The following is a 23,191-nucleotide window of genomic DNA, read 5'->3' as shown; positions in this document are numbered from 1 at the left end:
CGTCAAGCAGTTTTTGCAAACTTTCTTGAAGCGCTGTTGAAGTTGACTTTCGCTCGTTTCAACCACCTTCACAACCCGCTACGCTTGGCGCCGCTTGCCGTGTCAGTGGATGCGCATTATAGGGAGCCCAAACTTTTGCGCAAGGGCTTTTTTGCCAAAAAAGCTCTAAACGAATAAATTTCGACCATCATGCACAAAACAGCGTCGAAGGGTTCAAAGTATGGTCAGTTTTCGGCAATTTTCCAAATAAAAAACGCCGCAAAGCAGCGTTTGAGTCTGAACGTCCCTTCAGCAAAGTTAGCCCGATTCTACGCCAGAGCTTTCCAGGATAAAGGCCAGGTTCAGATCTTTTCCATCAACGACACCCTATTATTTGGGCTGGCTGTGTTTTCCCTTAGTTTGGGCTGACTGTTCCTGCATCACCGAGTCGACATCATCTTCATCATCGCCCACCACGTGAGAAACTTTAAGCTTCCTGACCGAGCGGATAGTTATTACTGGCCCTGAGAGGGCGTAAAGATAAAAACCCAGACAAAGGATGAGTGCAGGCTCGACCGAAATAACCACGAACACCCCAACCACCAGCAAGATTACGATAAAGTTAACCTTGCCACGCCAGTCTACTTCTTTAAACGAGTGGTAGCGGAAGTTACTGACCATCAAAAGACCTGTACAGATAGTGACGGCAGCAAATAGATAACTCACCGAACCTGCATCAATATGATACTGATTGCCAAGCCAGACGGTGCCGGCAATCACGGCAGCGGCCGCAGGGCTTGCAAGCCCCTGAAACCAACGCTTATCTGCCACACCGACTTGGGTATTAAATCTGGCCAATCTCAGTGCTGCACCGGCACAATAAACAAAAGCAGCAAGCCAGCCAATTTTGCCGAGATCTGACAAGGCCCAGTTGTAAGCAATCAGTGCCGGCGCCATACCAAAGGACACCATATCGGCCATGCTGTCGTATTCTGCACCAAACTCGCTTTGGGTATTGGTCAGCCTTGCCACCCGGCCATCCAATCCATCACATAGCATGGCAACGAACACAGCAATGGCTGCCGATTCAAACTGACCGTTCATGGACGCTATCACTGCGTAGAAGCCTGAAAACAGCCCCGCAGTGGTAAACAGATTAGGCAGCAAATAGATACCGCGATTTTTTACTGTTGGCTTGTCAATATTTTGCATACACTGAGTATCATTGATTAACATCCCTAACAAGATATCACACTTTCGCCTACTGCTGGCGAGCGCTTTTGGAGACAGGTTTATGGAATCCAGATACCCGGTATTGTTGGTGTCACTGCTGCTGGTAAGTGGCATGGCCGGAGCTTCCACTATATACAAGTGGGTTGATAAGAATGGTGTTACCCACTATAGCGAGCAGCCGCCTGCTGATGAAACCCAAACTCAAACACTGGATGCAAAGCAAATAGAACCAAAGCGCATGGGTTTTGATTCACCCAAACCTCGGTCAAAATCAGAGGATGAACCAATCAGCGACGAACAAAAAAATGCAAATCTCATCCGCCAACAAAATGCAGATCAGGCCGATGCTATTTGCGAACAAGCCAGACAAAATGTGGATGTGTTGACCAGTTATAGTCGTGTCACTCAAAAAGATCCCACTACCAATGAAACAGTGGAGATGTCTGACAGCGAACGAGAAAAAGTACTCGCTGAAGCCAATAAGCGAATCAAACTATTCTGCAAAGATCAAAAGAACTAAACAGCTTGGTTTGGCTTAGAGCATAACTGAGCCGTAATACCAATTTAGCCATCAGGGCTGTTGTAGCTGCCAGCGAAAACCCTGCTTTGCCCGAGCATCAGTGCACACAGCCAAATCCTGGCATATTAGCGCCTGTCCGGAGTGACTAATGCTTTAATAAGTAAAGGGAGCCAAACGGCTCCCTTTATAATGCGCTACTCATACTGCACCAATCATGGTGCGGTAATCAAAAGACGATTTACTGAGCGAACACCAACTCAGCATCCTGGCAGTCGACCCTAATAGGCTTGCCGGGAATAAGCTCGCCTCGCAGCAGTTTCTGCGCCAGCGGGTTTTCCACCTCTTGCTGCAGTGCACGCTTCAGTGGCCGCGCTCCATAGACTGGGTCAAAGCCGGCCCTTGCAATAAAGGCCAGCGCCTCATCACTTAGCTGAAGTTCATACTCTTTTTCCGCCAGACGCTTACGCAGCGACTCAATTTGGATGGAGGCAATATTTTTGATGTGGTCTGCGTCCAATGGATGGAACACCACAGTCTCATCAATCCGGTTTAAAAACTCCGGCCGGAAACTGTGCACCACTACATTCATGACCTCTTGCTTCATCTGGGCATAATCCAGGGTGCCGAAACGTTCCTGAATAATGTCGGAGCCAAGGTTCGAGGTCATGATCACCACTGTATTACGAAAATCCACGGTGCGGCCCTGACCATCGGTCAGGCGACCATCATCCAGCACCTGCAACAGAATGTTAAACACATCGGGATGCGCTTTTTCCACTTCATCAAGCAGGATCACCGAATAAGGCTTGCGGCGCACCGCCTCGGTAAGATAACCACCCTCTTCGTAACCCACATAGCCGGGAGGCGCCCCCACCAAACGGGAAACAGAGTGCTTCTCCATAAATTCCGACATATCGATGCGCACCAACGCCGATTCGGTGTCGAACAGGAATTTTGCCAGCGATTTACACAGCTCAGTTTTACCCACCCCGGTCGGACCAAGGAACAGGAACGAACCTATTGGCCGGTTAGGATCGGCAAGCCCTGCGCGACTTCGGCGAATGGCGTTGGCCACAGCATCAACCGCCTCGTTCTGACCTATCACCCGCTCATGGAGTGCATGCTCCATTTGCAGCAGCTTTTCGCGCTCACCCTCGAGCATTTTTGCCACCGGAATACCGGTTGCCTTGGACAGCACTTCAGCAATTTCCACATCAGTGACTTTGTTACGCAGCAACCTCATATCCTGCATTTCTGCCTGAGCCGCCAAGTCGAGTTCTTTTTCGAGCTCTGGAATGCGGCCATATTGCAGCTCGGACATGCGGGTCAAATCGCCAGCCCTGCGCGCTACTTCCAGATCCATCCGCGCCTGCTCAAGATCAGCTTTAATATGCTGAGTTCCGGCAAGTGCCGCTTTCTCAGTACGCCAGATCTCATTGAGTTCATTGGCCTTGGCTTCCACATCTTTCAGCTCATGGCGTAAATGCTCCAGGCGCTTGCGACTGGCCTCATCGTTTTCTTTTGCCAGCGCCTGCTCTTCCAACTTGAGCTGAATGGCACGGCGTTCCAGACGATCAAGTGACTCAGGCTTTGAGTCAATCTGCATCCGGATGCTGGATGCTGCCTCGTCAATCAGGTCGATGGCCTTATCGGGCAGTTTACGGTCCGACACATAGCGGTGCGACATACTGGCCGCCGCCACTATCGCCGGATCGGTAATTTCAACGTGGTGGTGAAGCTCGTAGCGCTCTTTTAGGCCACGCAGAATAGCAATAGTGTCTTCCACCGAAGGTTCGTCCACCAGCACCTTTTGGAAACGGCGCTCAAGGGCGGCGTCTTTTTCAACGTACTGACGGTATTCATCCAAGGTGGTGGCACCTACGCAGTGCAGCTCACCGCGGGCCAGCGCTGGCTTAAGCATATTGCCGGCATCCATGGCACCATCACTCTTGCCGGCGCCAACCATGGTATGCAGCTCATCAATAAACAGAATAACCTGGCCTTCTTCCTGGGCAAGCTCGTTGAGTACCGCCTTTAAGCGCTCTTCAAACTCACCACGGTATTTGGCACCCGCGACCAAGGCCCCCATATCCAGCGACAACACCCGCTTATTTTTAATGCCCTCAGGCACCTCACCATTGATGATGCGTTGTGCAAGCCCTTCGACGATGGCTGTTTTACCTACGCCGGGCTCACCTATCAAAACGGGGTTGTTTTTACTGCGACGCTGCAACACCTGAATAGTACGGCGGATTTCATCGTCACGGCCAATCACAGGATCGAGTTTGCCCTGCTCGGCGCGCTCAGTAAGATCCACAGTATATTTTTTCAGTGCCTGACGATTATCTTCAGCGTTGGGATCGTCAACCTTCTGGCCTGCGCGGATATCCTCAATGGTTTGCTCAAGCCTATCTTTAGAGGCTCCGGCCTGTTTAAGGATTTGCGCCAGGGGGTCATTACCTTCCAGCGCTGCCAGTACAAACAGCTCGCTGGAAATGTATTTGTCTTTACGCTTTTGCGACAGCTTGTCACACAGATTAAGCAAACGAATGAGCGCCTGCGACAACTGCACATCACCGCCAGTGCCTTCTACTTGCGGCTGCCGCTCAAGCTCCTGAGACAGGAGCGAGCGCAGGTTACTCACCCGAATGCCGGCCTGAGTCAACAAAGGATGAATCGAGCCACCATCCTGATTCAGCAGCGCCATCATCAGGTGCACGGGTTCAATAAATTGATGGTCTCTGCCCAGCGCCAGAGACTGCGCATCAGAAATTGCAATCTGGAATTTATTGGTCATACGATCGAGTCGCATACAGCCTCCTGAAACACGAACCGCAGGGATTCCGGGGTTTCCTAAAAGATGGGGCTGAATGGGGATTTTTCAAGTGGACAAAATTCGCCCACCTTCAAAAATGCGAATCAATCTCGCCAGATAAGCGCTGCCATGCGGCCAGTGACCCGGTCGCGGCGATAAGAAAAATATTCGGATGGATTAGAGTAGGTACAAATATCGTCGCCAAAACAATGCTTGATTCCAGCACGACCAAGACGCTGGCGCGCAAGGGCAAAGATATCGGCAAGGTACTTTCCGCCGCCAATGTCTTCAAAACAGCATTCCGCCTGGGCGTCTTGCACTATAAAAGCCGCACGTACCTCGGCACCAACTTCAAAGGCAGTAGGGCCAATGGCAGGCCCAAGGTAGGCGTAGATATCTGTTGCCGCTGATTCAAACTGTGCCAGAGTGGCCTCAAGTACACCCTCACACAGGCCTCGCCAGCCTGCGTGCGCTGCTGCCACTTCAAGGCCATCCCTGGAGGCAAACAGCACCGGCAGACAGTCGGCACTCATCACCACACACACGGCACCGGGCACCTTGGTGTAGCAGGCATCGGCTTTGGGAACTTCAGATCCGCCAGCAACCATAGATGCCTTACCAGATGCACTGGTATCTGATTTGCTGATGGTATGAACATGTATGCCATGCACCTGTTCCAACCACACGGGTTCGGCGCACAGACCGAGCCGCTGGTGCACAATGGTGCGATTTTCAAGCACGCATCCGGCATCATCCCCCACATGCAACCCTAAATTAAGGCTGCTGTAAGGAGCCTGACTTACACCACCATTACGGCTGGTAAACGCCAGGTGTACCCCCTGGGGGATGAGCCATTCGCCAATGGGCATGTTACAGGTGATCCTGCGGGTTGGCTTCGGTGTCTTTACGAAGCGCCTTGGTCAGCTGCACCATATCCTCAGGGATCGGCGCATTAAAGGTCATGATTTCCATGGTCACCGGGTGCGCAAGCTCCAGCCTCACCGCATGCAGCGCCTGACGAGTAAAACCTTTCAGAATTTCAAAAAACTCAGGGCTGGCATTCTTGGGCGGTTTGGGACGGCCACCATACACAGGGTCACCCACCAGCACATGACCAATGTGCGCCATATGTACACGAATTTGATGAGTACGGCCGGTTTCAAGGCGCAAACGCAAACGGGTATGGGCGCGAAACTTTTCAGCCACCCGATAATGAGTCACCGAAGGACGACCACCATGATGCACCGCCATATGGGTGCGTTTGGTCGGATGACGACCAATGGGCTCATCCACAGTGCCACCGGCTGTCATGGTACCCAATACAATAGCCTCGTACTCACGGGTAATTTCACGGGCTTGCAATGCCGCCACCAGATGAGTCTGAGCCTCAACAGTTTTGGCCACCACCATCAAACCTGTGGTGTCTTTATCCAGACGATGGATGATACCGGCTCTGGGCACATGCTCAATTTCAGGGCAATGGTGCAAAAGTGCATTCATCAGGGTGCCATCGGCATTGCCAGCTCCGGGGTGAACCACCAAACCGGCCTGCTTATTGATAATCAGAATGTCGTCATCTTCATAAACAATATCCAAATCGATGGCCTGCGCTTCAGCTACCACCTCTTCTTCAAGGTAGGCTTCGATTTCGATCACCTGGGATTCCAGCACCTTTTCACGGGGTTTGGTCACGGAGACGCCATCCACATAGACATTGCCTGCCAATATCCATTCTTTGATACGGGTGCGTGAATAGTCGGGAAATAATTCCGCAACAGCCTGATCCAGTCTCAGCCCCGTTTGTGTTGCTGAAATCTCGCTTTTTAGATTAATCTCTTGGGTCATGGGAACCGTACCCCACCTTCGGGGTCCAAATTGGTGTGCTATCTGTTACAATCGGATGCTTTCCATTTTATCGTGAAATGGAAGAATTCTTAACTATAACTTCAAAAGAATTGAATTAGCGTATGTCAAAAATTGCCAAAGGCTCGGCCGTTGCCTTGTTAGCTCTGGTCTTAGGTGCTTGTAGCAGCACAGGAAGTCAGGAAGATGTCGTACTGAGTCAGAAGTCGCCCGAGGCTCTTTATGCTCAGGCCAGAACCTCCATGGAACTCGGAAATTTCTCCAAAGCGGTAAAAAACCTGGAGGCCCTGGACTCCCGCTTTCCCTTTGGTCCGCACAAAACCCAGGTGCAACTGGATCTGATCTACGCCTATTATAAGTTGGATGATGCACCACAGGCTCTTGCCAATATCGACCGCTTTCTGCGTCTGAACCCCACACACTCAGATGTTGACTACGTGCAATATATGCGAGGCTTGGTCAATATGCAGGCTGACAGTTATCTGTTCCACGATATGATGAATATCGACCGTACCGATCGCGACCCCAAGAATGCAATGGACGCGTTCAAGGACTTCGACCGCCTGCTGAAGACTTATCCCAACAGCAAGTATGCCGCTGATGCTCGTCAGCGTATGCAGTACTTGAAAAACCGCCTGGCGCGATATTCAATTCAGGTTGCAGAATACTACGTAAAGATGCATGCCTGGAGTGCAGCCGCTGTCAGAGCCCAAACTGTTATGGAAGGCTTCCCGGGAACCCCGTCCACCGAGCGGGCACTGGAAATCATGGTACAAGCCTATGATGAATTGGGACAAGAGCAGCTGAAGTCACATGTATTAATGGTGATGCGGGAAAATTATCCCAACAATGAAATGCTGCAAAACTGAGCGGAATTCTCTTACACAACGCCCGGCAAATAGCTGGGCGTTGTTTTTTTAGGGTGCTCAGGCACAAAAATAGAGATTTCATTTTTCAGTTCGCATTCTTTATAGGTACTGCAGCCAATTTCCAATCTTCCAAAATCTGCCCTTATCAAGTGCTTTACTGGCCATGCTGCGCAATTAAAATACACAAAAACACCGCCCTCAGGACGATTCGGGCAAAACTTATCCAAACACACGTATTTTTGAAATATTCCTGAGAAAAGAGTTGACTCAAATCCGCAAAAGCTATTTAATGCACCCCGTCGCCCGAATAGCTCAGTTGGTAGAGCAGCGGATTGAAAATCCGCGTGTCCCTGGTTCGATTCCGGGTTCGGGCACCACCTTCAACTTAAGGTGCTCAGGCGACTGGGGAAATTGCAAAGCAGTACAGTGCAGGTGTGGTGGAATTGGTAGACACGCCAGCTTCAGGTGCTGGTGCCCTTACGGGCGTGGAAGTTCAAGTCTTCTCACCTGTACCAATTAACACAAAGAGTCTTTAACAATACAGTGCAGGTGTGGTGGAATTGGTAGACACGCCAGCTTCAGGTGCTGGTGCTCTTACGAGCGTGGAAGTTCAAGTCTTCTCACCTGTACCAACAAATTAACCTCGCTATTGCGAGGTTTTTTTGTGCCTGAAATTTTTATTCATCCTCCGAAGTCCCCCTCTTTTTGCTATACCTTAATTTATGGTTCAACCAAAGGTATGACAGGGCCATCATAAAGGAACGGCGGTTTCCCTTCATGGGGGTGTGTCATGAATCAGCTGCAGATCAAACACAAAATGCTGCTAGGCTTTTTCCTTCCCGTAACCTTGCTGATGATCATTTGCGGCTCCTCGCTAACTATCATGTCGAAAATTGAAGATGGCGTGCTGACCATCTACAACGACAGGGTTGTGCCACTTGAAGATCTCAAACTCATCGGCGATGACTACGCCGTCTTTGTAATTGATGCCATCAATAAGGCCAATGCCGGTGGATTCTCAGCAGAAGAAGCAAGAAGTGGTCTTGCAGATGCCAGCCAAAGTATCAACGAACGCTGGCAAAAGTACATGGCCACTGAACTGACCGACGAAGAAAGGGTTCTTGCCAGCGAAGCCCAGCGGCTCTTCGGCCCAGCCAATGAACAGATTAGCAAACTGCACAATAAACTTAACGGCATGTCAGGCAATATCAACGGCCAACTCACCAGCGATATCATGCCTCTGTACGAGGTGATTGATCCTATCAGCGGCAAAATTGCCGAGCTTGTCAGCCTTCAAATACGGATTGCCGGTGAAGAGCGTGAAAATGTTGAAGCTTTGCATTCAAGTTCAGTGTTCTGGTTTTCCGGTTTGGCCATTTTGGCAGTGGCCATCACTTCATTGATTGGTTACTGGGTGAATCGTGGCGTAATGCTGCCGGTAACTGAGATCCGCCGAAAGCTGCGGCAAATTCGCGAAGAATCTGACATGACGGTTATATTTGAAGTGTTTCATGAAGACGAACTTGGGCACATTTCCAAAGATCTCAACGGCGTGGTCGAACATTTGCAAAGCATCTTGAAAAACATTGCCGGTGCCGCAGCAACCCTTGGTGATGCAGCTGAAGAGCTTAACGACTACACCCGACAAGCTAACGAACGTATGTATCAACAGCAGTCGGAAACTGAACAAACAGCCACAGCAATGAACCAAATGACCGCTGCAGTGGCTGAAGTTGCCCAAAGCAGTAACTCGGCAGCACTTTCTGCCAAAAGCGCCGACGACAGCGCTACAAAAGGCGATAATATCGTTCAACAATCAATTTCCAGCATGTCTTCACTCGCCACTCAGATCCAGAGCACTGCCTCGGTGATTGGACAATTGGCAACTGAGAGTCAGAACATCGGCAGGGTGCTTGATGTTATTAAAAGCATCGCAGAACAAACTAATCTTCTGGCGCTTAACGCCGCTATTGAAGCAGCAAGGGCCGGCGAACAAGGGAGAGGTTTTGCGGTAGTCGCTGACGAAGTAAGAACCCTTGCACAGCGCACCAGTGAATCTACTCAGGAAATTGAATCCATGATCGAATCGCTACAGCAAGGGGTTAAGGGTGCTGTCAGCTCCATGGAAAAGGGCATAGAACAGGTCGACGCTGCCAATATCAGTACTAATCGTGCTGGGGAAGCACTGCGCGACATAGTCAATGCGGTAGACACTATCACTCAGCTCAATACCCATATAGCCACCGCAGCCGAAGAGCAAAGCAGTGTTGCCGAAAGTATAAATCGCAGCGTTATCGCCATCAGTGACATAGCGCAGGAGTCAACCGAAGCTTCCAATAACATGACAAATGCTGTGGCAAAGCTTTCCCGGCTGGCGACGGAAATGCGGCAACAGATGGGAACCTTTGTTTTGCACTGAAAGACTTTATCGAATTCAGAACTGCCCAACCGTAAAGCAGATTGAATCTTTTCAACGTAAAAACGCCTGATATTTTTCATCAGGCGTTTTATATTTCAAGCTATAGGTAATTGCTGCTCGTTGCAGATGCTGGTTAATTCATCCAACGGTTTTGACCAACTTGGCCGCCTGCATAAACCGCAAACAAACACGATTCCGCCCCTCAGATTTAGCCAGATAAAGTTGTTTATCAGCCATCACCAGCATATCTTGCCAGGAGGTATCTTTAAATTGGCTGTCAAAACGCTCAAATAAGACTCCGCCAATACTGATAGTAACCAAACCAAATTGGCCGGCTGGATGAGGAATAGCCAACGAACGGATCCGTACCAGCATGCGTTCGGCCAAGCGCTCCATTTGAGTGACATTGTCACCTTGAATAACGACACAAAACTCTTCACCACCAAACCGTGTAACCAATTCCCCTCTCCGGCGGCACTCAATCAGCAATGCCTGCGCCAGTGCCAGCAAAACCTTGTCACCAGCCGCATGCCCCTGTGTATCGTTATATTTTTTAAACTCATCCACATCTATCATTAAAAAACCAATCGCCCCCTTGCCGTCACTCCACTCCTTGTGCGCGCGGCTCGCAAACGCATCCAAGCCCCTGCGATTGGCAATGCCGGTTAAAGGGTCTTTCAAAGACAGAGATTCAAGATAATTCTGATGACGCTCAAGCATCTCGGCGAGCTGGTTAAATGACGATGTAAGCCGGTCCAGCTCATCCAGAAAGAATCGCTGATTTATCTTTATCATCCTACCCCGGGAGGTCATTTTCATCAGCACTCTGTTGATATTGGCAAGCGGAGTAAGGACCAACAATGAGATAGGTATACTGCCAACCAACAATACGACCATAAATGTCAAAAATATCAATCCGGACTCACGAGATATAAAGGATGGCACATCCCCTTTTTGATGTTGCACAGTCATCACCAAAGCGGGGCTGTCAAAGACGTCATTTATCAGCCATTGATGCGAGTGCCTCACTGCATCAACACTGAGCTCTCCGTGAAAAGACGGTAAATGCCCGTGAAGTCTGGCATTGGCCAGTGAAAGGCTGGATTCCACCAAAGTGAGCGCCTTGAGCTTTTCGGTTAAAGATACATCCACTATCCTCAACACCAGAAAACTGCCCACAATCCTTCCCTGCCCTTTGCTTGGAATTACTGCGCTGTTGCTGAAAAACATCACTTTCGCGCCATATCTGAGCAATCCGGTTCGACTATTGGGTTTCTCACTCGCAAGCTGCGCCGCAGAGGGCAGTATTGCCCCCACCCAATTCTGAAACTCATGGGCGCTTTCCGGTACCATGCCGGGTTGTGATAGATAAGACCAAATAATATTGCCTTCAGTATCAAACAAAAGCGCCGCATCCATCCCTGCGACTACAAAGGCATCATCATACAAATTGGAAGCTATAAACTCATCGGTGGGCTGATTAACAAAGTCAACCATGTCATCCCAAACAGCGTAATCAAAACTGAAAGTGGTCAACGGCTGGCGAAAAAACTCCATTCCCGCCTGCAAGGCCTTTACTTCCATCAGTTGCTGATCCTTCAGCTCATTGGTCAGGCTAGGGCGCAAAAACAAACCATAAAGCAAAAACGAAGTGAAAAAAGCAATCAGGGTAAGGGCGCTGCCCAATAATAAGGTGAAGTTATTCAGCTTCATATTTATAGCCTGAAGTTTTAATACTTTAAGCTTAGTCAGGAATTACTGCTTTGCAGAAAAAAACCGCCTTGCGGCGGCTTTTCATTATTCATCACGTTCATTGACCTGAAGGCTAAATCCTGAACTGACTGACTGCGGATTTAAGATATTGCGCCCGTTCCCGAACATCGTCCGAAGCTTTGGAATTTGCCAGCGCTGAATGTGATGATTCATCGGCAATGTCACGGATCACCACTACATTTTTATTCACTTCCGCCGCAACAGAGCTTTGCTCCTCAATCGCCGCGGCTATCTGGGTACTCATATCCATAATATTGGTCACATCAGCGTTAATCTGCGCCAACATGGTACCGGCACTAGCTGCCTGCTCAGCACTCTCACCGCCCTGCCGCTGACAGGCTTCCATAAGTTGTACAATTGAACGCGTGCGGGTTTGCAGAGTTTGAATAATTCCTGCTATCTCTTCGGTAGATTCCTGAGTCCGCATGGCAAGTGAGCGAACTTCATCAGCTACAACAGCAAAACCACGCCCCTGTTCACCAGCTCTTGCCGCTTCAATGGCCGCGTTCAGAGCCAATAAATTAGTTTGCTCAGCAATGCCGCGGATCACATCCAAAACACTGCCAATAGTTCCGCTGTCACGCTCCAAATCCCCAACGACTGATGCCGAATGATTCAACTGGTTCGCCAATGACTGAATTCTGTCAATAGTCTGCTCAACGCTTGACTGACCATTTTGGGCGTTTAGATGAGTGAGATTCGCACGCTCAGCGGCCAACTCTGTATTTTTGGCTATCTCATCGATGGTTGCCCCCATCTCTGTAATGGCAGTGGCAACCATATCGGTTTCATTTAACTGACGCATCACACCTTCAGAGGTTCGATTGGCATTGGCAGACAAGTCTTTGCAAGACTGATTCATCACATCAACCGCTTCGTTGACCTGCTGAATTAACCGCTGAAAACTTTCAATCATTTGATTGAAATGCATACCAACTTCTGCGATTTCATCTTCACTGGCCGTATCGCAACGCAAGGTCAGATTTTTATCACGTCCTACTGTGGAGATAATCTGATTAATGTTGTTTATTGGGGTAATTATCGCCCGAATAATCATTATGGTGACAAAGGCTACCAACAGCGCAATGACAGCAAACAGAGTCGTCGCCATTGCTATGGCCGCCTCCTCCTCACTATGGATCTCATCCAGAGCCAGCTCACGCAACTCAGAAGCGACCTTGTCGATTTCGGCTACAACTGAACGCAACTCCCCCAGCTTGCCATCGGTTTTAGACAATCCAAACTCTTTCTCCTTTGCAATCAATGCATTGAAGTTTCTCTGAAATTCAGACATCAATTGACGGATCTGCGCCTTTACCGAACCATCAAGATCCGACAAATCCAGCGCCAAGTAAAAATTCTCCAGCGTTTTTTCGAACTTGTCCTGGTAAGCTGCATCGCGGCGTAGCATGAAATCTTTTTCATTTCTTCGCAGTTGCAGCATTTGCACAGCAATTTCAGCTTGGTCGTGTTGTTTAAGCAATGTCTCTACGTTATGCACAGCATCACGCAAGGCACCATATAATCCATCCTTTGGAGTAAGGCCTATTTGTTTCTCAATATCCACCACCTGAGAAAACAGCGACAAATACTGGTTCATCAAAGTACCAAATCTGGTAAGCGCCGCAGGAGGGATATCGTATTTTTCAAATACTAACTGCATGTCAGAGAGTTTATCCGTCAAAGAGGCTGCATGCTTTTTATGGTCATCTACATAAGCTAAATCTTTACGATCCAGAAAATCTTTTTCATCTTTTCTGAGTTCCAACATATCTCTTTCGAGCTCAACAACCGTTTGTGCGGCAACAGACAATTCCACCTGTGTTTTGCCTGAGTAAAGCTGAAGAATAAACATAACGATAAGCGCACCTATGGACAACGATGCGCTGAGCAATAATTTTTGACGAATGAGCATGTTACTCTCCCCCGGTTGGTCACTCTTATTAACTGTAGACCCTAAGCCTGAAATTGGTAAATGGACACATCCGTGTAACAAAAACATCACCTGTACTTTCTGTTTTCATCCGGCAAATTACAAGTGTTTTTTCGTTTAACCTATTAATTTATAGCGCTTCTTATTCTAAGCTGCGCTCCTTCAACAAAGTAAAACTTACATACTGCAATTTACAGACCAGATAATATTGAATACAATATCCAAGACTACCAAGATATCCACCAAAACTAACAAACAGGTGTTTCATGAAAGTTATCGATGCTCAACAGGTTCATCAATCACTGACGTTTGAATCCCTGATTGCGGCATTACGACAACAATTTTCCCAACCCTCGACTATCCCCCAGCGTCAGGTATATCCGTTGGCATCTGACAGCCACGATGCTTTTGCGGTTCTGCCAGCCTGGGATGACCACAGCATTGGTGTTAAAGCCTTTACTTACCTTCCTGATAATACTGCCAAAAATCCTGGGTTTCAGAGCCTTTACTCACAAATATTGCTCTTTGATCGCCAAACTGGCGCTCCGCAGGCCTTGGTGGATGGCACCAGTGTCACCTACTGGCGCACGGCTGCCGTATCGGCGCTGGCAGCCGATTATCTTGCACGAAAGAACAGCTCCCGACTGCTGGTGTTGGGCACGGGGAATCTGGCACCTTTCATGGCCCTGGCGCATGCCAGTGTCAGACCCATCCGTGAGATCAGAGTGTGGGGGCGAAACCCTGCCAAATGCGAGCAGGTGTGCCGGCAAATTCAGGCGGCAAGGCCAGATATGACAGTGACCATCAGCCAGACCCTTGAACAGGATGTACCCTGGGCCGATATCATCAGCTGCGCCACCGGCAGCCCCGAACCACTATTCAGCGGCGCCTTGGTCACGCCAGGCACCCATACCGATTTTGTCGGCAATCACCATAAAAACTGTAGGGAATGTGATACAGAACTGGTGATAAATGCTCAGGTTTTTGTCGATTCGCGCCTGAATGTGTTTAACGAAGCCGGGGAATTACTGCTGCCTGTGGCCGAAGGGTGTTACGAACTCGCTTCCGTAAGCGCTGAGTTGGCAGAGCTTTGCAGCGGTGCCATTCCCGGCAGACAATCAGACTCCGAGATAACCCTGTTCAAAAGCGTCGGTTCGGCACTCGCCGATTTGGCCGGAGCAAGGCTTGTGTATCAACAGCTTAATCAAGCAAATGGCGAGAAAAAATAAGCTATTACAACTCTGATTGACGTTGGGATGTAAAAGAATTGGCATCCCGACTAAACCTTTCTATCTTGGGCATCTGTCTTAAATAGCAAACAAAGACCGATGGAACCCAAGGTGCTCCCCATCTCCAAGCAAGCCAGTACACAGCAAACAGATACCAGCGACAGCCATCTGGCCCAGCTGGCCGCTGACGGCGATAAGCTCGCCTTTGAACAGCTGTATCAACGGCATCATAAACGGATTTATGCCCTGGCACTGCGCCTTGGCGGCGAGCCCAGCCTTGCCGATGAAATTCTGCAGGAAAGTTTTGTACGCCTGTGGCACAAGCTGCCGCAGTTTCGCGGTGAGAGCCAGTTTGGCACCTGGTTTTATTCGCTGGCGCTCAATCAGGCATTAAACACCCTCAAGCAGCACCGCAGCTTTTGGGGGCGTCTGATCCCGGACTGGCAATTACAGCAAGCCCCTGAGCAAGCTTGCCACGACGATGAACTCTTGCTCGATCGCCTGATAGTCAGACTGCCGGAACGGGCTCGACTGGTGTTCGTGCTCTTCGCTGTTGAAGGCTTTTCCCACGAGGAAGTGGCCAGTCTGTTGGGGATTTCAACCGGCACCAGCAAGGCCCACTACCACAGGGCGCGGGAACTGATGAAGGAGATGCTGTCATGACCAATGCAGCCGACAAACAGCTCGACACACTGATTGCAAAGGCTCCCAGAGAGCTGACACCACCTGCGGGCAGCTGGGATGCAATAGCAACAAGGTTGGACCGGCCACAGGTTGAATATCGAGCTTCCAAGCCACGATGGCTAATGCCCGCAGCCCTGAGCGCCTGTCTTTTACTGGCATTGCTGCCCCTGCTTTTAAAGCAGCCAGCTTCGGAAGTGGATAACAGTTTGCTGCCTCTGATTGAGAGTATCGAGCATGCCCATTTTCAGGAAGTCGCCTCCCTTGAAACCGCATCCAGCCATGCATGGCAGAAAGCCGGATTCCAGGAGACCGTGGATGCCGGACTTCAAGAATTGCGAGAGGCTGCACGACTCATACTCGGTTCGCTAAAAGCCAATCCTCATGACAAACAACTTTGGCAGCTCTGGCTCTGGGTCCAGCGCCGCGAAATTGAACTTCTTACCCAGGGACAAAGGCTGCCAGCGGCCGCCACACAAGGAGACACCCTATGAAGACTCTGCACACATTGACATTACTGTGCCTGCTTACAAGTCCACTGTTTGCGGCCGAAAAGGTGGATAAACACCTTGAGCTTAGCGGTCAGACAATGCTGGAAGTTAAAGTGCAGCGAGGTCAGGTTGAGTTGAGCCCCTGGGATAAAAACACCATTCAGGTGCAAGGCACGCTGGATGAGCTCAGCGAAGGTTTGGTGTTTGAAAGCCAAAGTGGCCGGATCCTGCTGGAAGATAAAATGCCCAAGAGCTACCAGGGCAAAAACAGTCAGGGGTCAGCTCTGAAAATCAGCGTACCAGCCGGTATGGCATTGAAAGCCGAAAGTATCTCCGCCGATTATCAACTGAATGGACTGATGGGCGATGTGGAGCTTGGCACCGTATCCGGCGATATCACAGCCGCCAGCCTGACCGGTCAAGTCAGCTTTAATACTGTATCCGGCGAAATAGATGCCAGCGAGCTTTCTGGAAAAGTTAATATGGAAACAGTTTCAGGCACCATTCAAGACAAAAACTCCAGCAGCGACGAAGCAAATTACAAATCGGTCAGCGGCAATATTAAACTGACCACTCAAGCACAGACGGTCCTTATTGAGCAGGTTTCCGGCGATACCGAAGCCCAGCTTGCCAATGCCGGCACGGTAAAGTACAACGCCGTCAGCGGTGATGCAAAACTGTCGCTCAAAGGCAATGTTAAGCTATCCGGCGAATCAGTCAGTGGTGATATCACTCTCAAGCTGCTCGATGCTGCCAATGCACGCGTTGATATCAATGGCGGTCCCGGTGGCAGGATTGACAATAACCTCTCGGGCGATGCACCGAGCAAACCCAAATATGGCCCGGGAAGCAGTCTGGATATGCAACTTGGTGACGGTACAGGAATTATTGAACTGTCGACTCTGAGCGGTAAAGTGACTCTGGATTAAAGTGACTCTGGATTAATCAGTGTCTTTCGTGGATGAGTGAGGCCTCAAGGAAGCTAATAAACGCCGAGGCCAGCTCATCCAATTCCCGCCTTCTCCAATACACCACGCTGAAATTTGCATTAAGCAGTGGCATATCTGTTACGGGTAAAGCCACCAGCTCACCACGCTTTAACTCTTCGCTTATCCCCAACTCCGGGATGAGAGCAATCAAATCGCAATCCGGCAGAGACGACTTGATACTGCTGAACTGATCAAATTTCAGCAAGCCACCATTCGCACGCCCCTGTGGCGATAACAACTGGCCAAATTGTGCAGCAACCTGCTCGGGCAGCTCTCTTGGGATAGCCATGGGATAGTTCGCCAGCTCAGTCAACGTCAGCGCTTCATGACGACTTAAAGGATGCGCTCTTCGCACACAAAATACGACTTTGAATGGCGGCAGCGGCACCAGGCTAAGCTCCGAGTCCTGGTCAAGCCCGGTAACCCGGGTTTCTGCAATAAAAAATGACAAGGCTCCCTGCTGTAGCCTATCTCTCAATGCCCGCCAGCCATCAACTTTAAGCTCGACATTAACGGTCGGGTACTTTGATAAAAAGCGTCCTACCACAGGCCCCAGCATGTGAGATGAAGGCAAGGGGCTTGCGCCTATGACTAACTCGCCCCGATTAACCCCCTTCAACGAGCGGATCTCACGCTCCATGCTCTCCAGTTCTATGGCAATTTGACTGCCGCGGCTCTGAACAAGCTCGCCAAATCGGGTCAACTCAACCCCACGGGCATGGCGTTCCAATAACTGCACACCCAGTAATTCCTCCATGCGCTGGATAGAACGGCTAAGAGAAGGCTGAGCCAGATTCAGCTTGGTCGCGGCCTGATTAAAATTCTTTATCTGTGCCAACACCAGAAAATGCCGTAAATGTCGTAATTCCATAATTACCACCCAGGGACGCAGGTATGTTCTAAGTCATACTTTTATCGGATACCGCCCTTCAATCTATGCAATCTGACTATGGTAGACAAGCGGACAAAATTTACACTTTGTATCAAGACTGTTAACAACCACCACCTTACCTCACCTTTGTATCAATACGTAACAGCCCAATAAAATCGCGACATTGCTCATTGCAGAGTCTAATCAAGGCTAACGCGATGATAAAAAGAAACATATTTTCAACTTTGTCATTACCTGAGTGGCGAGCAATAGCTTTTATGCATCGATCAACAAACAAATATGCATTGGACGTTACTTCAGTACCTCACTGAGTATCTCTGGCGAAAGAACTACTGCAGCAGCCATTGGTAAAGCAGAAGACCATCGGCATCTTGATTATCTGCACTGAGGGGATCGTTCCCACAATGATGCCATAGCGGTTCTTTGCAGAAAAAATACAACAATAAAGCCATGCCTTAAGGAGATTGACAGTGAAATTAAACTCAATTTCGATCGCAATAACGAGTGCCATCTATGGCGCGTTAGCGATGTCGAGCGCTCACGCAATCGACAATCAAAGAATAAAAAGTGTTAACGTAATGGAGCTGTACCAAGCCCAGCAGCAGGCAAAAGCCAAGATGGGTGAGGATGGGGCGCAAGTTACCAAACCGCTCAGACGGGGGGAAATGCGTAACATCCATTTCGAAGCCAAACAGCCGAGTGAAAAGCTGAAAATCGAACAAGACCTTAAAGGGACACAGACCTACATAGTCAGGTTGCACGGCGATTCAGTTGCCACCTACAAAGGTAATATCCCGGGTTTACAGGCAACCCAAGCGAGCTTGAATAGCACAGGCCTCAGCAGCAAACAGCCCAAGCTGTTCAGTGCCGGTAAGCCAACAGGCACAAATGCCAGCAGAATTGCAGCCTATAGCAATCACCTCCTGTCTGAACAACAAAACTTTATCCAAAAGGCAGGTATCAGGGCTAAACAACAATTCACCCTGGCTATCAATGCTGTAACCGTAGAAATGACACAAGATGAGGCCATCCAGTTAGCGGCCATGCCAGAAGTGGCCTACATTCAGCGTTCCAAAACATATGAACTCCATACTGATATTGGACCGGAACATATAGGCGCTAAGGGCGTTTGGGAGGGCACCAGTACCTCGGATGGTGGTAAATACCAGGGCGAGGGTATGATAGTCGGCATCATAGATACTGGCGTAAATACTGATCATCCTTCTTTTGCGTCTGTCGGTGACGATGGCTACCAACACATTAACCCTCTGGGTTCCGGAAATTATTTGGGCGATTGTGCCACTGACGAATTTGCTGATCGTTGCAACGACAAACTAATAGGCGTTTACACTCACAAAGATGTAACTGCCGAGTACGTTGATGAATGGGGAAATCCCCTCGCACCCAAATTTGGTGAGGACTTCCAGGGGCACGGCAGCCATGTTGCCAGTACCGTTGCCGGTAACGTTCTGTATGATGTCGATGTCGTAGGCTCACAACTGGGCGGCGGACCTGGCAACCCGATTGGCGTGAAAATGCCAAAAATATCAGGGGTCGCACCACATGCCAACATCATCTCCTATCAAGTGTGTATGGTCAGCGGTGGCTGCTCCGGAGCAGCCATGCTCTTTGCGATTGAACAAGCCATTAAAGATGGGGTTGACGTCATCAACATGTCCATTGGTGGCAGCGAAAGCTTTCCATGGGATGACGCATTCGAAATGGCTTTCCTTTCAGCCAGAGAAGCTGGAGTCGCCGTTGCATTATCAGCCGGTAACTCCGGGGAAGCCTATGGCACAGACTCCCTGTACACTGTCGACCATACCTCTCCTTGGGCGTTAAATGTGGCAGCGACAACCCACGCCCGCTCAATAGTGATCGCTGACAAAGCACTGGATAATTTCATAGGCGGAGATGCCAGCCTGATGCCTGCCAGACTCGACGCAGCAGGGATATCGGATGCTTTCACGGGTCGCTTTGTTATTGCAGCCGATATGGGTGATGCACGTTGTAACTCCCCTTTCCCAGCAGGAACCTTTGAAGCAACTGACATCGTTGTGTGTGAACGAGGTGATATTGCCAGGGTTGAAAAAGCCGTAAACGTCGCCTCCGGTGGCGCGGGTGGTTTTGTACTTTACAACACCTGGAGTGAAGGTGATCAGGTGTCCAATGATACTTATGCAATTCCCGGCGTGCACATCACTGCTACCCAATGGTATGGCAACTGGCGCATTAAAGGACTGCAACCTTGGCTTCAGTCAGGCACAGATTTACAAGGCACCATTACAGCATCAACCGCAACTCGGGTGATAAATCCTGATGATGCAGATCAGCTCGCCAGTTTTTCTTCTCGTGGACCATCTAGCACAATAAGCGAACTCTTTTCGCCAGGTATTGCAGCTCCCGGCGTTGATATTTTCGCGGCGTGGAACGATGAAAATCCGCTGAACCCTCAGGCTGATACCCGTAACTACAATGCTATCAGTGGCACTTCAATGGCAAGTCCACATGTGGCAGGGGTTATGGCCTTGGTACGCCAGGCCAATCCAAGCTGGAGCGCCTCCGAAGTCCAGTCAGCATTGCAAATGACGGCTGACAGTCAAGCTATCAAAACTAAGCATCCACTTGATCAGAAGGTTGAAGTTGCTGGCCCTTATCGAGCTGGCCATGGTCTGGTAAATGTCGAACGCGCCATAAATAGCGGCCTTGTCATGGATGAAACTGCTGATAACTTCCGCAGAGCAAACCCACGCAATGGTGGCCAGGTTCGTGAGCTGAACCTACCACAATTGATAAACCAGGACTGTGGCTTAAGTTGCAGCTGGATCCGCACAGTAAAAGCAACCCGTGACGGTACCTGGAATGTTGAAGCAACCTATGCAGATCGCTCACCATTATATTGGGACTTTACTCTTGACCCAACGGCCAAAGTTACGGTTTCACCATCCAGCTTCACATTAAAAGCGGGTGAAACCATTGACTTAACTGTTACAAGTAAATTCCAAGAATCGGATATGGCTTGGTACGACGGTACAGTTCAAACCACATCCGGAGAAATTCAGTTTATTCCTGAAGACAGTACAGTTCCCGCAGGTCACTGGCCATTTTTGGCAACATATGCCGGAAAAACTTTGCCAAGCACTATCAATATCACAGCCCACGATGATCAGTCACAGTATGTCATTGCAAATGTGCCTTTTGGTGCCCCTGGCTCAAGCCTTTCAGGCGTTGCATATACCCCGGTGGAAGCCACTGTAACCGAGGTAACCCTGCCGCGTATGGGCTTTGGTTCACCGATGGTTGATGACGAGTTCTATTGGGATTTGACCAAACCAAACCTGAAAACAATCAAAGTGGAAGTACCGGAAAATACCGCCGTATTCCGTGCAGAATTGTTGGGAAGAACCGGTTCAGAAATAGATCATCCGTTAAATCAGTATTTGGATACAGACCTTTATATTTTCAGGGACTATAACAACGATGGCCGTCTGCACCAGTCCGAAGCAATTTGTGGCTCTATGTTAGGCCAGACCACAAAAGGTGAATACTGCGCGTTGGAAAATCCTGAAGATGGCGAGTACACCATCATGGTACTCAGCGCCTATCCACTATTTCCATGGGAGAACATAGACACAGTTGAGTTGGCACACGTTATTATTCCGAAGGAGCAGACTTCAGCGATAAGCCTTAACTTTGAAGAGACCGCTAAGCTTAACTCAACTCTGACCATCGACTGGAATATGGCGATGGAGCAAGGTAAGCGTTACTACTCTGCGGCAGCCATTGCCGCTGGGGATAACGCCGATGGTTCACTCGCGCTGGTACCGCTGCAGATCACCCGTGGTGTCAACAGCGTGTCTATCGAAAGCTCTCAGGATGCCGCGCGTATCGGTGACATTGTTGATTTGAGTGTAGTAGTACAACCTAATCTTTCTGGTAATGACCGAGCTATAGAACTCAGTGCGACGCTCTCAAATGGGTTAAAGCTAATCCCCGGTTCAATGACGACTGTTGACGGGCTCACCGAAACAGAAAATGGTTTTACGTTGGTCAGTACCCAACTTAACACTGTCGATAAGAAAACCGACTATAAAATCACCACAAGCCTTGAAGATAAAATGTGTCGCACACCACTCGACATTGATTATCCTGACGGCACCCCCGTTAATGGTGGTTATTTAGATTTGGCGAAATTCGGCTTCAATGTCACTTGGGGCAGTTTCTATGAAGTCAACCAATGGGGTTGGGGTAACTGGGTACACGATACCGAAATTCCATTAATAACTGGCACCATGGCGCCGTTTGATAATGCGGACTATTTTACCACTGACTCAATAATCCTAAGCTCAAAGGGCTGGTTACAGCTTGATACTCTGCAATATGACCCTTGGAGCCCCGTGCCAGGAGATTTTTACCTGGAGCTGCCTGCAAAAGAGTATTCTGTTCCGCCTGACTTTATCGTCGCACCTTTCTGGGGCGGGCTTGATGCAGCGGATCCAATGGCAATGTTCGGTTCACAAAAATGGAATCTCGCCAAATATGAGCCCAGCTGGGATATCAATCAAGAGAAAGGAGTCACACTTGCCTATGCCGATGATTACACCATTATCGAATGGAACAAAGCTGCCACCCATGACCAAAGTTGGGATGAAAGCTGGAATCAGCTCATTACACCACGTGATGACAGCTACGACTTCCAAGTATTCCTGAAAGCCAACACCAGTCATAAGCAGGGTGAATTTGAAATCATCATGGCCTATGACAACATTAGCTTTGCTGACGAAAAGGGAGAAGGTTCAATAGGTGTTCGTGGTTATAATGGCCCACGCGCTACTTACGGCCCGCTGAAAGGTTACACAGGCCAGAGTTATGCCTTTAATAACCTCACTGAAAAAGTACAAGATAACTTGGTTGTCTGTTACGACATCAGCGGCCCAAGTGACAGCATGATAATTGTCAACATGAAGGCAGAGGTCACCCACGACGCCCTTGGTGTAGATCAAACTGTCAAGATAATCGGTGATGTGGAAGGCATCGCGAACGCCAATGTTGAACAGGTTATCGCAGTGGCCTCAAACATCATTATCTCGCCAATCAGCGACAAGACAATGGATGAAAACACCACACTTACTGGTATCGTCGTTAACTATGCAGACAATGACGGTGGGTTATCGAAAAATACTATCACTGTCAGCGGAGATAACATTACTGCCATCGTCAATGGACACGGTTCAGGTGCGACCTTTGACATCACACCAGCAGCTGATTTCTGGGGTGAGACCATAGTGACAGTAACAGTTGCAGATAACTTGTTCCCTAACGACAAGAGTTCCACCAGCTTTACGCTGACAGTGAACTCAGACGGCGTGGAGCCAACACCTCCAACACCGGAAACTCCAACACCTCCATCCAAGAGTGGTGGCGGTAGTCTGGGCTTCCTGAGCCTGATGCTGCTCGGTCTGCTGGGTGCGGGTCGTCGCAGACACTAACCTGAGTCTTTGAACC

Annotated in this window: 15 protein-coding genes and 3 tRNA genes; 11 read left to right on the top strand and 7 right to left on the bottom strand. The window is 49.4% G+C overall.

Features of this window, described 5'->3' with window-relative positions; translation table 11 throughout:
- Positions 1–369 precede the first annotated feature (369 nt).
- Positions 370–1,191: a CDP-diacylglycerol--serine O-phosphatidyltransferase gene (pssA, locus tag ABYK60_RS07425; protein WP_372871336.1), complete on the bottom strand. Its 822-nt coding sequence runs from the start codon at positions 1,189–1,191 to the stop codon at positions 370–372.
- 82 nt (positions 1,192–1,273) lie between these two features.
- Between pssA and ABYK60_RS07420 the strand changes: the two genes are divergently transcribed.
- Entirely contained in the window at positions 1,274–1,732 is a 459-nt protein-coding gene (locus ABYK60_RS07420) for a DUF4124 domain-containing protein (protein ID WP_372871335.1), read from the top strand.
- A gap of 238 nt (positions 1,733–1,970) precedes the next feature.
- Here the strand turns inward: ABYK60_RS07420 and clpB are convergent, their stop codons facing one another.
- From clpB to rluD, 3 genes are all read right to left on the bottom strand, one after another.
- Positions 1,971–4,544 carry an ATP-dependent chaperone ClpB gene (gene clpB / locus ABYK60_RS07415; protein ID WP_372871334.1) on the bottom strand — a complete coding sequence of 858 codons (2,574 nt, stop codon included), beginning with the start codon at positions 4,542–4,544 and terminating at the stop codon, positions 1,971–1,973.
- A gap of 107 nt (positions 4,545–4,651) precedes the next feature.
- Entirely contained in the window at positions 4,652–5,416 is a 765-nt protein-coding gene (gene pgeF, locus ABYK60_RS07410; protein ID WP_372871333.1) for a peptidoglycan editing factor PgeF, read from the bottom strand.
- 1 nt (position 5,417) lies between these two features.
- Complete coding sequence (gene rluD, locus ABYK60_RS07405) at positions 5,418–6,392, bottom strand: 23S rRNA pseudouridine(1911/1915/1917) synthase RluD (protein WP_372871332.1); 975 nt, start codon at positions 6,390–6,392, stop codon at positions 5,418–5,420.
- 122 nt (positions 6,393–6,514) lie between these two features.
- On the opposite strand from rluD, the gene ABYK60_RS07400 reads away from it, so the two are divergent.
- From ABYK60_RS07400 to ABYK60_RS07380, 5 genes are all read left to right on the top strand, one after another.
- On the top strand, positions 6,515–7,279 hold the full coding sequence (locus tag ABYK60_RS07400) for an outer membrane protein assembly factor BamD (protein ID WP_372871331.1): 765 nt from the start codon (positions 6,515–6,517) through the stop codon (positions 7,277–7,279).
- A gap of 301 nt (positions 7,280–7,580) precedes the next feature.
- Positions 7,581–7,656, top strand: a tRNA-Phe gene (locus tag ABYK60_RS07395).
- A 51-nt stretch (positions 7,657–7,707) separates the two neighbouring features.
- A tRNA-Leu gene (locus ABYK60_RS07390) sits at positions 7,708–7,794 on the top strand.
- 30 nt (positions 7,795–7,824) lie between these two features.
- Positions 7,825–7,911: transfer RNA gene (locus ABYK60_RS07385), tRNA-Leu, on the top strand.
- A 158-nt stretch (positions 7,912–8,069) separates the two neighbouring features.
- Positions 8,070–9,698 (top strand): methyl-accepting chemotaxis protein, encoded by a 1,629-nt coding sequence (locus tag ABYK60_RS07380; RefSeq protein ID WP_372871330.1) that lies wholly within the window; start codon positions 8,070–8,072, stop codon positions 9,696–9,698.
- A gap of 138 nt (positions 9,699–9,836) precedes the next feature.
- Here the strand turns inward: ABYK60_RS07380 and ABYK60_RS07375 are convergent, their stop codons facing one another.
- Both ABYK60_RS07375 and ABYK60_RS07370 read right to left on the bottom strand, forming a co-directional pair.
- Positions 9,837–11,411, bottom strand: coding sequence for a diguanylate cyclase (locus ABYK60_RS07375; protein WP_372871329.1), 1,575 nt, complete (start codon positions 11,409–11,411; stop codon positions 9,837–9,839).
- Positions 11,412–11,523: 112 nt separating this feature from the next.
- Complete coding sequence (locus tag ABYK60_RS07370) at positions 11,524–13,386, bottom strand: methyl-accepting chemotaxis protein (protein WP_372871328.1); 1,863 nt, start codon at positions 13,384–13,386, stop codon at positions 11,524–11,526.
- Between the two features lie 284 nt (positions 13,387–13,670).
- Here ABYK60_RS07370 and ABYK60_RS07365 point away from each other — a divergent pair, with 284 nt between their 5' ends.
- The 4 genes from ABYK60_RS07365 to ABYK60_RS07350 all read left to right on the top strand — a co-directional run bounded on the left by ABYK60_RS07365 (position 13,671) and on the right by ABYK60_RS07350 (position 16,734).
- A complete protein-coding gene (locus tag ABYK60_RS07365; RefSeq protein WP_372871327.1) occupies positions 13,671–14,633 on the top strand; it encodes an ornithine cyclodeaminase family protein in 963 nt (320 codons plus the stop codon).
- A gap of 99 nt (positions 14,634–14,732) precedes the next feature.
- A complete protein-coding gene (locus tag ABYK60_RS07360; RefSeq protein ID WP_372871326.1) occupies positions 14,733–15,296 on the top strand; it encodes an RNA polymerase sigma factor in 564 nt (187 codons plus the stop codon).
- Positions 15,293–15,808, top strand: a complete 516-nt coding sequence (locus ABYK60_RS07355; protein ID WP_372871325.1) for a hypothetical protein — start codon at positions 15,293–15,295, stop codon at positions 15,806–15,808. Before ABYK60_RS07360 ends, ABYK60_RS07355 begins: the two co-directional genes overlap by 4 nt.
- Positions 15,805–16,734 (top strand): DUF4097 domain-containing protein, encoded by a 930-nt coding sequence (locus tag ABYK60_RS07350; protein ID WP_372871324.1) that lies wholly within the window; start codon positions 15,805–15,807, stop codon positions 16,732–16,734. Before ABYK60_RS07355 ends, ABYK60_RS07350 begins: the two co-directional genes overlap by 4 nt.
- A 16-nt stretch (positions 16,735–16,750) precedes the next feature.
- Here ABYK60_RS07350 and ABYK60_RS07345 read toward each other — a convergent pair whose 3' ends face one another.
- Positions 16,751–17,665, bottom strand: coding sequence for a LysR family transcriptional regulator (locus ABYK60_RS07345; protein WP_372871323.1), 915 nt, complete (start codon positions 17,663–17,665; stop codon positions 16,751–16,753).
- Positions 17,666–18,156: 491 nt separating this feature from the next.
- Here ABYK60_RS07345 and ABYK60_RS07340 point away from each other — a divergent pair, with 491 nt between their 5' ends.
- Positions 18,157–23,175: a S8 family serine peptidase gene (locus ABYK60_RS07340; protein ID WP_372871322.1), complete on the top strand. Its 5,019-nt coding sequence runs from the start codon at positions 18,157–18,159 to the stop codon at positions 23,173–23,175.
- Positions 23,176–23,191 lie beyond the last annotated feature (16 nt).

This window comes from Shewanella sp. (genome assembly GCF_041630135.1).
Classification (GTDB): Bacteria; Pseudomonadota; Gammaproteobacteria; order Enterobacterales; family Shewanellaceae; genus Shewanella.
The sequence above is the reverse complement of the archived record's forward strand: the minus strand, read 5'-3'. Positions and strand labels throughout refer to the sequence as shown.

Bases quoted from the DNA above. Each gene is read 5' to 3' on its own strand.
- pssA (WP_372871336.1), bottom strand. From the start codon at position 1,191: ATGCAAAATATTGACAAGCCAACAGTAAAAAATCGCGGTATCTATTTG.
- ABYK60_RS07420 (WP_372871335.1), top strand. From the start codon at position 1,274: ATGGAATCCAGATACCCGGTATTGTTGGTGTCACTGCTGCTGGTAAGT.
- clpB (WP_372871334.1), bottom strand. From the start codon at position 4,544: ATGCGACTCGATCGTATGACCAATAAATTCCAGATTGCAATTTCTGAT.
- pgeF (WP_372871333.1), bottom strand. From the start codon at position 5,416: ATGCCCATTGGCGAATGGCTCATCCCCCAGGGGGTACACCTGGCGTTT.
- rluD (WP_372871332.1), bottom strand. From the start codon at position 6,392: ATGACCCAAGAGATTAATCTAAAAAGCGAGATTTCAGCAACACAAACG.
- ABYK60_RS07400 (WP_372871331.1), top strand. From the start codon at position 6,515: ATGTCAAAAATTGCCAAAGGCTCGGCCGTTGCCTTGTTAGCTCTGGTC.
- ABYK60_RS07380 (WP_372871330.1), top strand. From the start codon at position 8,070: ATGAATCAGCTGCAGATCAAACACAAAATGCTGCTAGGCTTTTTCCTT.
- ABYK60_RS07375 (WP_372871329.1), bottom strand. From the start codon at position 11,411: ATGAAGCTGAATAACTTCACCTTATTATTGGGCAGCGCCCTTACCCTG.
- ABYK60_RS07370 (WP_372871328.1), bottom strand. From the start codon at position 13,386: ATGCTCATTCGTCAAAAATTATTGCTCAGCGCATCGTTGTCCATAGGT.
- ABYK60_RS07365 (WP_372871327.1), top strand. From the start codon at position 13,671: ATGAAAGTTATCGATGCTCAACAGGTTCATCAATCACTGACGTTTGAA.
- ABYK60_RS07360 (WP_372871326.1), top strand. From the start codon at position 14,733: ATGGAACCCAAGGTGCTCCCCATCTCCAAGCAAGCCAGTACACAGCAA.
- ABYK60_RS07355 (WP_372871325.1), top strand. From the start codon at position 15,293: ATGACCAATGCAGCCGACAAACAGCTCGACACACTGATTGCAAAGGCT.
- ABYK60_RS07350 (WP_372871324.1), top strand. From the start codon at position 15,805: ATGAAGACTCTGCACACATTGACATTACTGTGCCTGCTTACAAGTCCA.
- ABYK60_RS07345 (WP_372871323.1), bottom strand. From the start codon at position 17,665: ATGGAATTACGACATTTACGGCATTTTCTGGTGTTGGCACAGATAAAG.